This is a genomic window from Massilia sp. DD77 (assembly GCF_036961685.1).
GTDB lineage: Bacteria > Pseudomonadota > Gammaproteobacteria > Burkholderiales > Burkholderiaceae_D > Telluria.
The window spans coordinates 22,558-36,870 of sequence record NZ_JBAMDH010000024.1 but is presented as its reverse complement, the minus strand read 5'-3'; the positions used below and the strand labels follow the sequence as shown (position 1 = coordinate 36,870).

Annotated in this window: 10 protein-coding genes and 1 tRNA gene; 7 read left to right on the top strand and 4 right to left on the bottom strand. The window is 66.4% G+C overall.

The genetic code is table 11. The features are described 5' to 3' along the window. Nucleotides 1-179 precede the first annotated feature (179 nt). From V7778_RS15725 to V7778_RS15715, 3 genes are read left to right on the top strand one after another with little or no spacing between them, the layout of a single operon-like run. Nucleotides 180-1,100: a DMT family transporter gene (locus V7778_RS15725; protein ID WP_335556942.1), complete on the top strand. Its 921-nt coding sequence runs from the start codon at nucleotides 180-182 to the stop codon at nucleotides 1,098-1,100. Continuing rightward, a complete protein-coding gene (locus V7778_RS15720; RefSeq protein ID WP_335556940.1) occupies nucleotides 1,097-1,510 on the top strand; it encodes a methylglyoxal synthase in 414 nt (137 codons plus the stop codon). The genes V7778_RS15725 and V7778_RS15720 overlap by 4 nt, the downstream gene beginning before the upstream one ends. Before the next feature lie 14 nt (nucleotides 1,511-1,524). After that, on the top strand, nucleotides 1,525-2,502 hold the full coding sequence (locus V7778_RS15715) for a quinone oxidoreductase family protein (protein WP_335556938.1): 978 nt from the start codon (nucleotides 1,525-1,527) through the stop codon (nucleotides 2,500-2,502). 422 nt (nucleotides 2,503-2,924) lie between these two features. Here the strand turns inward: V7778_RS15715 and V7778_RS15710 are convergent, their stop codons facing one another. Then, complete coding sequence (locus tag V7778_RS15710) at nucleotides 2,925-3,575, bottom strand: DUF4136 domain-containing protein (RefSeq protein ID WP_335556936.1); 651 nt, start codon at nucleotides 3,573-3,575, stop codon at nucleotides 2,925-2,927. Between the two features lie 194 nt (nucleotides 3,576-3,769). Here V7778_RS15710 and pepN point away from each other — a divergent pair, with 194 nt between their 5' ends. The 3 genes from pepN to V7778_RS15695 all read left to right on the top strand — a co-directional run bounded on the left by pepN (nucleotide 3,770) and on the right by V7778_RS15695 (nucleotide 7,664). Further along, the gene (gene pepN / locus V7778_RS15705) at nucleotides 3,770-6,418 is read left to right on the top strand and encodes an aminopeptidase N (protein ID WP_335556935.1); all 2,649 of its coding nucleotides are present in this window, start codon (nucleotides 3,770-3,772) and stop codon (nucleotides 6,416-6,418) included. 89 nt (nucleotides 6,419-6,507) lie between these two features. After that, the gene (locus V7778_RS15700; protein WP_335556933.1) at nucleotides 6,508-7,509 is read left to right on the top strand and encodes a class 1 fructose-bisphosphatase; all 1,002 of its coding nucleotides are present in this window, start codon (nucleotides 6,508-6,510) and stop codon (nucleotides 7,507-7,509) included. Between the two features lie 79 nt (nucleotides 7,510-7,588). Then, nucleotides 7,589-7,664 (top strand) — tRNA-Thr (locus tag V7778_RS15695). A 55-nt stretch (nucleotides 7,665-7,719) separates the two neighbouring features. Here the strand turns inward: V7778_RS15695 and V7778_RS15690 are convergent. Both V7778_RS15690 and V7778_RS15685 read right to left on the bottom strand, forming a co-directional pair. Beyond that, nucleotides 7,720-8,325 (bottom strand): YdeI/OmpD-associated family protein, encoded by a 606-nt coding sequence (locus tag V7778_RS15690; protein WP_335556932.1) that lies wholly within the window; start codon nucleotides 8,323-8,325, stop codon nucleotides 7,720-7,722. Between the two features lie 72 nt (nucleotides 8,326-8,397). Further along, complete coding sequence (locus tag V7778_RS15685; RefSeq protein ID WP_442920730.1) at nucleotides 8,398-9,597, bottom strand: DUF2325 domain-containing protein; 1,200 nt, start codon at nucleotides 9,595-9,597, stop codon at nucleotides 8,398-8,400. A 485-nt stretch (nucleotides 9,598-10,082) separates the two neighbouring features. Here V7778_RS15685 and V7778_RS15680 point away from each other — a divergent pair, with 485 nt between their 5' ends. Further along, nucleotides 10,083-10,916: a DUF883 family protein gene (locus V7778_RS15680; protein ID WP_335556927.1), complete on the top strand. Its 834-nt coding sequence runs from the start codon at nucleotides 10,083-10,085 to the stop codon at nucleotides 10,914-10,916. 275 nt (nucleotides 10,917-11,191) lie between these two features. Here V7778_RS15680 and V7778_RS15675 read toward each other — a convergent pair whose 3' ends face one another. Next, nucleotides 11,192-14,305 carry an efflux RND transporter permease subunit gene (locus tag V7778_RS15675; protein WP_335556925.1) on the bottom strand — a complete coding sequence of 1,038 codons (3,114 nt, stop codon included), beginning with the start codon at nucleotides 14,303-14,305 and terminating at the stop codon, nucleotides 11,192-11,194. Between the last annotated feature and the right edge of the window lie 8 nt (nucleotides 14,306-14,313).

Below are 14,313 nucleotides of genomic sequence, written 5' to 3'. Positions count from 1 at the left end.
GGATGCGCGGGCGAATGTGGGCCCCCGCCTGCGCGGGGGTGACGGCCTTGCGTTTCGTGGAATGAGAGCGGGCGACATGCGCTTCTCCTGTCGTTGACGTGTTCAGTTCGACCGCATGCCCGGACCGGCGTTCAACGGACCCGTCAGCAGGTTCGGCGCAGCCGTTCTACAATCGTCGGATGAACAAAAGCCTCGCTGACTATCCTGCTGCTCCTTTACCACGTTCGGCCCTGGTCGGCGGCCTCTCGATCGCCATCGGCGGCGCCGTCCTGTTTTCGACGAAGGCGGTGGTCGCGAAACTGCTGTACCGGTACCACATCGATGCGGTGACTTTGATCGCGTTCAGAATGCTGTTCTCGCTCCCGGTGTTCGCCGCCGTCGCGATCTGGAAAATGCGCGCCGGGCCACCGCTGTCGCCTTCCGACCGCTGGCGCCTGGTCGGGCTCGGCCTCATCGGTTACTACCTGTCGAGTTACCTCGACTTTCTCGGGCTGCAGCACATCTCGGTCGGGCTGGAGCGCCTGATCCTGTTCCTGACCCCGACCTTCGTTCTGGTCATCAATGCGGTGTTCTTCAAGCGCCGCATCGGCGCGGTCGAATGGTGCGCCCTGGGGCTGGCCTATTGCGGCATCGTGCTGGTCTTCGTGCACGACCTGGCGGGCGGCGCCGGCAGCACGGTGCTCGGGTCGCTGTTCGTGCTGGGCTCGGCGCTCAGCTATGCGGTTTACCTGCTGGGCTCGGGCGAGATGGTGCGCCGCATCGGCTCGCTGCGCCTGGTGGCCTACGCGATGTGCGTGTCGAGCGCGGCCTGCATCCTGCAGTTCTTCGTGCTGCGTCCGGCCAGCCTGCTGGTGCAGCCGGCGCCGGTTTACTGGCTCTCGCTCGCGAATGGAGTATTCTGTACGATCTTCCCCGTATTTATGACCATGGTCGCGGTGCAGCGCATCGGCGCGGCGACCGCCTCGCAGGCAGGCATGATCGGACCGGTGTCGACGCTGTTCCTGGGCGCCCTCATCCTCGGGGAGCCGATCACGGCGGTGCAGCTGGCCGGCACCGGGCTTGTGCTTGTGGGGATTTACCTCCTGTCGCTCAAAAAATGACCACATCGACCCAACCCATCCCACGTATCGCACTCATCGCGCACGACAAGAAGAAGGACGACATGATCAAGCTCGCGGGCGAGTACCGCGACTTCCTGCAGACCTGCATCCTGTCCGCCACCGGGACCACCGGCGGACGCCTGGTCAATGAGCTCGGCCTCACCGTCGAGCGCATGCATTCCGGCCCGGTAGGCGGCGACCTGCAGATCGGCGCCCAGCTGGTCAACGGCCAGATCGACTGCGTGATCTTCCTGCGCGACCCGATGACGCCGCAGCCGCACGAACCCGACATCAACGCCCTGGTCCGCGCCTGCGACGTGCACAACATCGCCTGCGCCACCAATGTATCGACCGCGCACCTGGTGCTGTCGCAACTGCGCGGCGCCTACCAGGCGGCCGTCGGCAAATAAGAAGGGGAGGCCGCATGCGCGCCAAAGCGATCCGGATCGCCGCCAACGGCGGTCCCGAAGTCATGGAGTATGTCGAGGTCGAAGTCGGTGAGCCGGGACCGGGCGAGGCGCTGGTGCGCCAGCACGCGGTCGGCCTGAACTTCATCGACGTGTATTTCCGCACCGGCCTGTATCCGCAGCCGCTGCCCGCCGGCCTGGGCCAGGAAGGGGCGGGCGTGGTCGAGGCGGTGGGCGAGGGCGTCGCCCATGTGCGCCCGGGAGACCGCGTCGCCTACGCGGGCGGCCCGAACGGCGCCTACGCCGAGCTGCGCGCGATGCCGGCCCATGTGCTGGTCAAGCTGCCGGATGCGGTGGGTTTCGAGACCGCCGCCGCCATGATGCTGCAGGGGCTGACGGTGCAATACCTGTTCCGCAGCACCTACCCGCTCACGGCCGGCCAGACCATCCTGTTCCACGCCGCCGCCGGTGGCGTGGGCCTGATCGCCTGCCAGTGGGCGCGCGCACTCGGAGTGAACCTGATCGGCACGGTGGGGTCGAAGGAAAAGGGCGAACTGGCCCTGGCGCACGGCGCCGCCCACGTCATCAACTACAACGAGGAAGACATCGTGGCGCGCGTGCGCGCACTCACCAACGGCGCGGGCGTGCCGGTGGTGTATGACTCGGTGGGCAAGGACACCTTCTTCGCCTCGCTCGACTGCCTGAAGCCGCGCGGGCTGATGGTCAGCTTCGGCAATGCGTCCGGGCCGGTGGAGACGTTCTCGCCGGGCGAGCTGGCCAAGCGCGGTTCGCTCTACCTCACCCGCCCGACTCTGGGCGCCTACATGGCGACGCGGACCGAGCTGGAGGCGATGGCGGCCGACCTGTTCGGCATGGTCGAAAGCGGCAAGCTGAAGATCGAGGTCAATCAGACCTTCCCGCTGGCCCAGGCCGCCGAGGCGCACCGCGCGCTAGAAAGCCGGCGCACCACCGGTTCGACGGTGCTGCTGCCATGAGGGACACGAACGGAGACGGGCGTCCTTCGCCGCCGGGGGATGATGGGGTGCCGAAGTTCGGACGGCTGCTGGTCGTGCTGGCGGCGGCGCTGTTGATGATCGTGGCGATCACGTTTGGGTCGGAGGCGTGGTTTAGTTGAGCACTGCTGGTAGCCGCCAGCACATCCACAACCCGTGCCCTCAAAACCGTCATTCCCGCCACTGGCGGCAATGACTCCCCGCGAAGGCGGGGACCCAAGTTTATGTGAGCAGCCATCTAATCAAACGTTATCGCTACACGTGCAAACTTGGATCCCCGCCTTCGCGGGGACGACGGGGTAGGGGAGCGGGCTGACGGATGCATCGTACGACGCGGACAGGATCAAGCCCAACGAACAAAAAGGCCAGGCAATGCCTGGCCTTCCTTCATCCACTCCCGTGGACTACCCCTTCTTCTCTTCCAGCTTCACTTCGACCCGCCGCGCCGTCCCCGACACCCCCGGGAAGCCCGCGAACGCGCTCTTTACCAGCGCCGGCATCACCTCCGGCGTCGACAGCTCGCGGCTGGTGTTGTGCACGGTGACGTCGAACAGCCGCTTGGCGTCGCTCGCCTGCTTGATCGACACCTGGAGCTCGCGCCGGTACTGGTGTTCGATCGACACCTGGTAGGCCGGATAGGGACCCCAGAACGGATCGTAGAAGGGGCTATACCAGCCGCCCCAGTAGCGGCGGTGGAAGCCGCGGTAGCCGTAGCCGAAGCGCGGCATCGGGTGGTAGAAGGGAGACATCACCGGCTCCAGCACCCGCACCGGGATGTCGGTGGTGGTGAAACGCATCCCCACGGTCAGCGCAGGCTTGGCGCCGTTGGCGTCGCGGAAGCCCAGGCGCGCCAGCTCGCCGCGCACCAGTTCCTGGTAGCTGCGCCATTCGAGCGTGTCGTCCACCGGCGGCGGCACCTCGAAGACAAAGGTCTTGTCTTCCATCTGGGCGGGCCATTGATGGAAGGTCGTGACGTCGCTGCGGTAGGTCGTGGCGCAGCCTCCCAGCAGCAGCGCCAGCGCCGTTCCCGCGGCGGCCATGATCAGGCGTTTCATTGCTTTCTCCCTTGATGAAGTCGGTCTTTCCCCGATGATGTAGCTTAGCTTTTGTCTGGCATATATTGCGCGTAATTTACACCCAGTTACGATCATCAACATGCGGGCACATTCCGATACATGAAATCGTATGAAGCGCTTGAAAATCTTGTTGGTAAAATAAGCACTTCATCCACTGTGTTTGCGGACCCCCTATGCGCACCGATACGCCCCAGACCATTTACCGGAAGGACTATACCCCGCCGAGTTACCTGGTGGATACTGTCGAGCTCGGCTTTGACCTCGACCCAAGCCGCACCGTCGTCGCCAACCGGCTGACGATGCGCCGCAATCCCGACGGCGGCCAGCGGACGATCGAGCTGCATGGGGAGGATATCGAGCTGGTGGCGCTGCGCCTGAACGGCAAGGCCCTGGGCAAGGGGGACTACCACCTGGCCCACCATACCCTGGTCATTTTCGAGGCGCCCGAGCACGTCACCCTCGAGATCGAAACCGTGTGCGTGCCCGAGCAGAACACCACCCTGAGCGGGCTGTACGTTTCCAATGGGAACTTCTTCACCCAGTGCGAAGCCGAAGGCTTCCGCCGCATCACCTTCTTCCCGGACCGTCCGGACGTGATGGCCACCTACAAGGTCATGCTGCGCGCCGACAAGGAGCGCTACCCGGTCCTGCTCTCGAACGGCAACCTGCTGGAAGAAGGCGAGCTGGACGACGGCCGCCACTACGCGCTGTGGGAAGACCCGTTCAAGAAGCCGTCCTACCTGTTCGCCCTGGTGGCGGCGCGCCTGGTCTGCCAGGAAGAGAGCTTCCGCCTGGCGGACGGCCGCGACGCCCTGCTGCAGGTGTGGGTCGAGGAGGGCAACCTCGACAAGACCGACTACGCGATGCAGTCGCTCAAGCACAGCATCCGCTGGGACGAGGAGCGCTATGGCCTCGAGCTCGACCTGGACCGCTTCATGATCGTCGCCACCAGCGACTTCAACATGGGCGCGATGGAAAACAAGGGCCTGAACATCTTCAACACCAAGTTCGTGCTGGCCAACCCGCGGGTGGCGACCGACGTCGACTTCCAGGGCATCGAGGCGGTGGTGGCGCACGAGTACTTCCACAACTGGACCGGCAACCGCGTCACCTGCCGCGACTGGTTCCAGCTGTCCCTGAAGGAAGGCCTGACGGTCTTCCGCGACCAGGAATTCACGGCCGACATGATCGGCACCGATACCGGCCGCGCCGTCACCCGCATCGACCAGGTGCGCACCCTGCGCCAGGCCCAGTTCCCCGAGGACGCCGGCCCGATGGCCCACCCGGTGCGTCCCGACTCGTTTGTGGAGATCAACAACTTCTACACGGTGACCGTGTACGAGAAGGGCGCCGAAGTGGTGCGCATGTACCAGACCCTGCTGGGGCGCGAGGGCTTCCGCAAGGGCATGGACCTGTACTTCCAGCGCCATGACGGCCAGGCGGTCGAGTGCGACGACTTCCGCCGCGCGATGGCCGACGCCAACGGGCGCGACCTAACCCAGTTCGAACGCTGGTACAGCCAGGCCGGCACGCCGCAGCTGCGCTTCGAGTCGCGCTGGGACGAGACGGCGCATACCTACACCATGAAATTCTTCCAGTCCTGCCCGCCGACACCCGGCCAGCCGGACAAGCTGCCCTTCCACATCCCGGTGGCGGTCGGCCTGCTCGACCACGAGGGCCGCGACATGCGCCTGGTGGTCGACGGCCAGCACCGCGGGACCACCGCGGTGCTGGAACTGACCCAGGCCGAGCAGACCTTCGTGTTCACCGATGTGAAAGAGCAGCCGGTACCCTCGGTGCTGCGCGACTTCTCGGCGCCGGTGATCCTGCAGCACGGCTACAGCGACAGCGAGCTGCTGCACCTGTTCAGCTATGACAGCGACCCGGTCAACCGCTGGGAAGCCGGCCAGCGCCTGGCCATGGGCCGCCTGCTCAAGCTTACCGGCGAAGCGAAAGTCTCCTCCACCCGCCTGGACCTGGACGATACCTTCATCGAGGCGATGCGCAAGATGCTGGCCGACGCATCGCTCGACCCGGCGTTCCGCGAGCAGGCCTTGCTGCTGCCTTCGGAAACCATGATTTCGGAGCAGCTCGACCAGGTCGACCCGCTGGCCGTGCACACCGCGCGCCAGTTCATGCGCGCCGACCTCGGCACGCGCCTGCGCAGGGAGCTGCTGGCCCAATACGAGGCCAACCAGACCCCGGGCGCCTACAGTCCGGATGCCGCGTCCGCCGGCAAGCGGGCGCTGAAGAACCTGGCGCTGGCTTACCTGAACGCCGTGCCGGATGCCGAGAGCGTGGCCATGGCACAGCGCCAGTTCGAGACCGCCGACAACATGACCGACCGCGCCGCCGCCCTGAGCGCACTGATCCAGTCGCGCGTACCGGAAGCCGCCGATGCGCTGGACGTGTTCTACGAAGAGTTCAAGGGCGAAGCCCTGGTCGTGGACAAGTGGTTCACGATGCAGGCCACCGCCCCGACCACCGACGTGGCGGCGGTACGCGCGCTGATGCGCCATCCGGCCTTCACCCTGCGCAACCCGAACCGCGCCCGCAGCCTGGTGGCGGCCTTCTGCGCCAGCAATCCGGTGCAGTTCCACGCCCCGGACGGCAGCGGCTACCAGTTCTGGGCCGAGCAGGTGATCGCGCTCGACGCGCTCAACCCGCAAGTCGCCAGCCGCCTGGCGCGCGCCATGGACCGCTGGCGCCGCTATGCGCCGGAGCTGCAGGCCCAGATGCAGTCGGCCCTGCAGCAGGTGGCCGGCCAGCCGGAATTGTCGAACGACGTGCGCGAGGTGGTCAGCAAGGCGCTTGCAAATTAACGTAGGGTTGGCGGAAACGCGTTCACCGGACGCATTTCCCGCCGCCGACCCTACGCAAAAGAATTTAATAACCCATCCAAAGGAAGTCCATGAAACGCGTCAGCCTTACCCAATACCTGGTGGAGGAGCAACGCCTCCACCAGAACATCAACGCCGAGCTGCGCCTCCTGATCGAGGTCGTGGCGCGTGCGTGCAAGCGCATCAGCTATTCGGTCAGCAAGGGCGCGCTGGGCGAAGTCTTGGGCAGTGCCGACACCGAGAACATCCAGGGCGAAGTGCAGAAGAAACTGGACGTGATCTCGAACGAGATTCTGCTCGAAGCCAACGAGTGGGGCGGCCACCTGGCCGCGATGGCCTCGGAAGAGATGGAAACCATCCGCCAGATCCCGAGCCGTTATCCGAAGGGCGAATTCCTGCTGCTCTTCGATCCGCTGGACGGCTCGTCGAACATCGACGTCAACGTCTCGATCGGCACCATTTTCTCGGTGCTCAAGGCCCCGGAAGGCATGACCCAGCCGACCGAGCAGGACTTCCTGCAGCCGGGCACGGCCCAGGTCGCGGCCGGCTACGCGGTCTACGGCCCGCAAACCATGCTGGTGCTCACCACCGGCAACGGCGTGCACTGCTTCACCCTGGACCGCGAGATGGGTTCCTGGGTCCTGACCCAGAGCGACATGAAGATCCCGGAGTCTACCAAGGAATTCGCGATCAACATGTCGAACAAGCGCCACTGGCACCCGCCGGTGCAGCGCTACGTCGACGAGCTGCTGGCGGGTAGCACCGGTCCGCGTGCCAAGGACTTCAACATGCGCTGGATCGCCTCGATGGTGGCCGACGTGCACCGCATCCTGAACCGCGGCGGCGTCTTCATGTACCCGGCCGACCTGCGCGACCCCGGCTCGCCGGGCAAGCTGCGCCTGATGTACGAAGCCAACCCGATGGCGATGATCGTCGAGCAGGCCGGCGGCGCCGCCACCGACGGCAAAGGCCGCATCCTGGACATCCCGCCGCACAAGCTGCACCAGCGCGTGCCGGTCTTCCTGGGCTCGAAGGAAGAAGTGGAAGTGGTGACCGGCTACCACGCGGACTAGATATTTTTGCAATAAGGCCGCGAGCTAGCGATACACACTAGCAAGTTTGTGGCGTTATTTGCTAGAATACGGTTCTTTCGCCGCTGTAGCTCAGTCGGTAGAGCAGCGCATTCGTAATGCGAAGGTCACCAGTTCGATTCCGGTCAGCGGCACCAGAATAGCGAGAAGGGCCACCCGTCAGGGTGGCCCTTTTTGCATTCCGGCGCCGGTTCAGCAGTTCTGGTATTTCCAGTTGCGCTGCTTGCCCTCGCCGATCCACTCCACCGCCTGCTCCAGGCGGCGCAGCCGGGTGGGCTCGGTCTTGGCGTCGAGCAGCCAGTCCACGTACTCGCGCCTGGCGCTGGGCGAGAAGGCTTCGAAGTGTTCCTTGGCGCCCGGTTTGTCTTCCAAGGCGGCGAGCAGATAGTCCGGCACCACCAGTTCGCGCGCCAGCTTCGGCTTGGCGCGCGCCGGCGCCTTCACGCCTTCCGTGTTCAGGGCCATCGCCTTCTTGACGTAGGCGGTTAGCGTCTTCTTGGGCGGCAAGTCCTTGAGCGAAGCGATGCGGCCGAACTGGCCCATCGCCTCGCGCCCCTTGTCGTCTTCCTGCGCCACCAGCAGCTCGCCTTTCCAGAAGCCGAAGCTGCAATGCGCCTTGAACGAGGCCATATTGCACAGCATGCCCTGGTAGAGGAAGAAGGGCATGCTCCATTTGATGGTCTCTTCCACGTCCGGGCAGGCTTCGTGCACGACCTGGCGCAGATGGCGCAGGATGGGCTGGGCGAAGTCGGCCGAGTTGGCGATGTAGGCGTCGATGCGCGGGTCGATCGTGGGCACGCTGGTCTCCGAGAGTATGGAGACGATTTTGCTCAATGGCATCGAAAAAGTCCACCGTGCCTTGCATGCGGTTCAGTCTTCGCTTGCCAGCGCCGGCTCTCCCGCCTCCTGCAGCCCGCGCGCCAGGCTCGACACGCTCGGGTTGTCGACGAACACGCAGCGCTTGCCCGTGCGCTTGCAATGGTCCTTCACCCGCCAATAGGCGGCGTGGCTGATGCAGCCGGTCTGGCAGATCACCAGGTCGGCCGCGGCCAGGCTGGCGTCGAGCAGGCTGCTGCTGTCCTTCAGGCCGCCGTCGTGGTGGGCGAACTGGCCGCCGGCGCGCTCGACCAGGGTGCGGTAGCTCGGCACGTTGCCGTCGCGTCCGCCCACGCAGAGCACGCTGCGGTTGAACAGGCGCACCGGCGCTTCCTGGATCCCGGACGGCGGCGGGGCAGGGAGGGCCGGCACCGGTTCTTCCTGCGGCGCCGACGCGGTGCGCACCGCCTTCAGCTCGGCCAGTTGCGCCCGCAAGGCCTGCTCGCGCGCTTCCATCTGCGCCACCCGGTTGGCCAGGCGCTGGCGGCTTTCCAGCTCAGGCACGGCGGCGGCCAGCTGGGCCAGCTCGGTGCGCAGCTTGTGGATCTCGGTGTCCTTGCCGATGACGGTGGCGCGCGCCTGCATCAGCTGCTGCTCGTGGCGCTCCGCCGCCTCGGCCTTGTCCTGCGCCAGGGCCTGGCAACGCTCCTGGGTCCGCGCCAGCTCGCGCTCCAGCCTGGCGTTGTCGGCCAGCAGCGCGTTGAACCTGTTGATGTCCGCGCGGGCGCAGGCGCCGGCCTGGTGCTGCACCATGTGGATGTCGCGGCACATCTTTTCCTCGAGCTCGGCAGTGCAGCGCGGGTGGCTCAGGCCGGCCCAGAAGGCGCCGGCGACGTCGCCGGCCGCTACCGCCGCGTCCCACATGCGGCCGACGTCTTCCGTGGTTTTCGCCGCGCGGAAACGCTGGATGTTGACCGCGTAGCGGCGCTCGAGTTCCTTCTGCACGGCGTCGGCCACCGGTGTGCGCAGCAGGCAATCGCTGACGGCCCCGACGTGGATCTCGTAGTCGTCATGCATCAGCTCGCCGCCAGTCACTTTCTCCACCAGCCGGCGCAGCACGCCCAGCGGCAGGCCGACCCCGATCAGGGGGCAATGGCAGGCATGGCTGAGTTCCCAGACGCGCCGGCGGCGCGAACCCTGCAGCCCGTGGGCGCAGGGCAGGCCGGCATCATGCATCGTTTCCTTGTCGCACATTCGATCTCGCTCCCAAGTTCGCCATTCCAATTGATAATGATTCTCATTTATATTTTAAGGAAAGCAGGCAGGAAAGCAAGAGGAATCTGGACAGGAGAGTGATGCATGCAGGCCGCATTTCGGACCCGATCGCGGCATGATCGCGCCGGATAGCAGAGCTCTGTTAGGCAACGCACGGTCCGGACAGGTTGTCCGTTGTATTTTTTGTATCGCGAGCCAGTGGTCCGATACTGTACTCGTGTCGGACGCCACTGGCGTGCGCCCGACGACGACGACGAGATGGCTGCATGCCTTCACGATTGTTGAGCTTGCTCCAGGTCCAGACACCGACAACCTTGACCTAGAGCATGTCCTCGCAGGACTGATTGATGTAGCGCAGGCATTCTCGTCGCCTCGTTCTCCTACGGGCGAAATCAGGCAAGAATGTGGTGATAGTCGAGTATCGGTCTACTCCGCGTTGGTCTACACTTTACGAGGGATACATCATGGATAATCAGAAATCAACCGAGGGAAAAGGCAGCGACGCAAGCCGCGAGGGCGCAGGTTCGAGCATCGGTAAAGGCCAGGATTCCAATCTCGGCAAGAGCAGCGGTGCATCGGGCTCGAGCCTGGGCAGCGGTGCGTCGGGCGGCAGCCTCGGCAGCGCCAACGCCTCGCCGAGCAGCGCCAGCGGCGCCACCAGCTCCAGCAGCGGCGCAGTCGGCGGCACCAGCAACGCCAGTTCCGGCTCGTCCGGCAGCTCGCTGGGCAGCAGCGCAGCCGGCAGCAGCGGCTCGATGGGCAGCGGCAGCACCGGCAGCAGCGCCTCCGGCAGCAGCGGCTCGCTGGGCAGCAGCGCAAGCAGCACCAACATGGGCAGCACCACCGGCAGCAGCCTGGGCACCAGCGCCGGCAGCAGCGGCAGCATGGGCGGCGGCAGCACCGGCAGCAGCCAGTCGGACATGGGCCAGCAGCAGCAGCAAGGCGGCATCAAGGGCGCCATGGCCTCGATGAGCCCTGACAAGATGCACCAGGGTATCGACAAGGCAGCCCAGGCAGCCCAGCCGCTGGTGGACCGCCTGGTCAGCACCGCACACGCCGGCGTCGATCGCGTCAGCGGCATGCTGGGCAGCACCCGCGAAACCATGGGCCAGCGCTCGCAGCAGCTGAACGAGAAGTACCAGGACCTGTCGGCCCAGGGCCGCGAATATGTCCGCAACAACCCGGGCAGCGCTCTGCTGGCCGCCATCGGCGTCGGCTTCGTGCTGGCAAAGCTGCTGGGTGGTTCGAGCGACCGTTCGCGCGATTCCCGCTCGTATCGCGACTACCGCGATTATTGATCGCTAGCCGTCCACCAGGGCGGTACGTGAAGGAGCCCGGCCAGCGTCATGCTTGGCTGGGCTTCGTTTTTTTGTGGCTTGGTCGTACGCCGGAGTTACGCTTACAAACCTGGGTTCCGGCCTTCGCCGGAACGACGTGCCAGGGGAGCTGGGATGAGCAGACGCTAACGCTATTCTGCAAGTCAGCTTCAAGACCGTCGTACGCGCCACTGGCGCCTACGACTTCCGGCGAAGGCCGGAACCTAAGTTCGACGCACACCAATAGCGTCAGACAGTCACCCCGCACTCCGCTCTCCCTTCACCACCGGCTGCGCCGGCTGCCTCCTCAGCTTGTCCCGCCCCCGCTTGAGCAGATGCTCGAAGTCATCCACATAGGTAAACACCGCCGGCACCACCAGCAAGCTGAGCAAGGTCGAGGTAATCAATCCCCCCATCACCGCGATCGCCATCGGCGCGCGGAAGCTCGGATCGCCCGAGAGTCCCAGCGCCAGTGGCAGCATGCCGGCGCCCATGGCGATGGTGGTCATCACGATCGGGCGCGAGCGCTTGTGGCAGGCGTCGACCAGGGCGTCGAAGCGGTTCATGCCCGCCTTGCGCGCCAGGATCGCATAGTCCACCAGCAGGATCGAGTTCTTGGTCACGATCCCCATCAGCATGATCAGGCCGATCATGGTCGGCATCGACAGCGCGTTGCGCGTGATGAGCAGGGCCACGAAGGCGCCGCCGATCGACAGCGGCAGCGCGGCCAGGATGGTGGCCGGTTGCATGAAGTCGTTGAACAGCAGCACCAGCACGCCGTAGATGCACAGCACGCCGATCAGCATCGCCACGCCGAAGCTGGCGAACAGCGCCTGCATCTCCTGGGCGTCGCCCAGCTCGGCGATCTGCACCGAGGGCGGCAGCTTCTGGAACACGGGCAGGGCGCGCGCCTCGGCATTCACCTCGCCCAGCGAACGGCCCGAGAGCTCCACGTCCAGGGTCACGTTGCGGCTGCGGTTCAGGCGGTCGATCTGGGCCGGGCCGCTTTCCACCGTGATGGTGGCGACGTTCGCCAGCAGCACCGGGCCGTTCGCGCCCGGCACCGTCAGGCGGCCGATCGCGTCCAGGTCGGCGCGCACCGCGTCCGGCAGCTTGACGCGGATCGGCACCTGGCGCTCGGACAGGTTCATCTTGGCCAGCGCCTGGTCGTAGTCGCCGGCGGTGGCCACGCGCACCGTCTCGCCAATGGCGGCCGCCGTCACGCCCAGGTCGGCCGCGCGCGCGAAGTCCGGGCGCACGATGATCTCGGGCCGCACCAGCGAGGCGCTCGAGCTGACGTTGCCGATGCCGCGCAGGGTGCGCAATTCGCGCTCGGCCTGGCGCGCCGCCATCTGCAGCGCTTCCGGGTCTTCGCTGCGCAGCACCAGCTGCATCTTGGTGCCCGTGTCCGGGGCGCCGACGGTGAAGCGCGCGCCGGGAATCGCGGCCACGCGTTCGCGGATGCCCCGCTCGATGCCGGAGAGCGATTCGTCGCGCTCGTCGCGGTGCACGGTGTTCACGGTCAGCACCGCGCGCCGCGCTTCGGCCGCTGCGCCGGGCGCGAAGGCGTCGCCGCTGGAGCCGCCGCCGATCGAGCTGAACACGTTCTTCACGCCCGGCACCCCCATCACCGCCAGACGGGTCTGCTCGGCCACGGCGCGGGTCTCGGCCAGGGTGGCGCCCGGCGCCAGCTCGACGTTGATCTGGGTCTGCGAGCGGTCGGCGGGCGGCACGAAGCCGGTCGGCAGCAGCGGCACCAGGGCGATCGAGCCGAAGAAGAACACGGCCGAGCCGATCGCGGTGGCCAGGCGGTGGCGCAGGCACCACTTCATCACGCGCATGTAGCGGCGCATGATCGGGCCGTCTTCTTCCTGGTGCGGCTTGGCCGGCTTGAGCAGGTAGGCGCACATCATCGGCGTCAGCAGGCGCGCCACCAGCAGCGATGCCAGGATCGCGAGCACCGCGGTCCAGCCGAACTGCTTGAAGAACTTGCCGGGAATGCCGCCCATGAAGGCGGTCGGCAGGAACACCGCCACCAGCGAGAAGGTGGTGGCGATCACCGCCATGCCGATCTCGTCGGCTGCTTCGAGCGAGGCCTGCATCGGCGTCTTGCCCATGTGGAGGTGGCGCGAGATGTTCTCGATCTCGACGATGGCGTCGTCGACCAGCACGCCCACCACCAGGGCCAGCGACAGCAGGGTCACCATGTTGAGGGTGTAGCCGAACAGGTACTGGCCGAGGAAGGCCGGGATCACCGACAGCGGCAGGGCGGCCGCCGCGATCAGGGTGGCGCGCCAGTCGCGCAGGAACCACCACACCACCAGCACCGCCAGCACCGCGCCTTCGTACAGCATCTCCATCGAGGCGTCGAAGTTATCTTCCACCGCGAAGGAATTGTCGATCACCTCGCGCAGCACCAGGTTCGGATGCTCCTTCTGCAACTGGGCCACGGCCGCGCGCGCGCCTTCGGCCACGTCGACCTCGCCCGCGCCGCGGGTGCGGAACACTTCGAAGGCCACCACCTTGCGCCCGTCCTGCTCGGCGATGGCGCGCGGCTCGGCCACCGTGTCGGCGACGTTCGCCACCTGGTCGAGGCGCACGCTGCGGCCGTCCGGCAGCGGAATCTCCATGCCGGCCAGCTCCTGCGCGGTCTTGACGGTGGCGATGGTGCGCACCGACTGCTCGGCGCCGCCGACGTCGCCGCGCCCGCCCGGCGCTTCGCGCTGCACGTTGCGCAGCTGGCGCGAGACGTCCAGCGCCGACACGCGCAGCGCCGCCATCCGCGCATCGATCAGCTCCACGCGCACTTCGCGCGTCACGCCGCCCACGCGCTTGACCGCGCCCAGGCCCGGTACGCTCAGCAGGCGCTTGGAGACGTCGTTGTCGACGAACCAGCTCAGCTCCTGGTCGTCCATGCCGCTGCCCGCGCCTGGTGCGCGCGCCACCGTGAAGGTGGCGATCACGCGGCCCGCGGTGGCGGCCTTGGTCACACTCGGGTCGCGCATCTCGGCCGGCAGGTCGGCGCGCACGCGCGACACGGCATCGCGCACGTCGTTCACCGCGTCCGACAAGTCCTTCTCGAGAATGAACTCGACGGTGATGGTGGCCACGCCGTCGAGCACGCGGGTATAGATGTTCTTCACCCCTTGCAGGGTGGCGACCGAATCCTCGATCTTGCGGGCGACCTCGGTCTCCAGCTGGGCCGGAGCGGCGCCGTCCAGCACCGCGCTGACCGTGACGATCGGCAGCTCGATGTCGGGGAAGTCCTGCACCTTGTTGGCCTTGAAGGCCAGCAGCCCGGCCAGGGTGAGCAAGGCGAACAGCATGATCGCCGGGATCGGGTTGCGGATCGAGAGGGCGGAAAAATTCATCGCGAGCC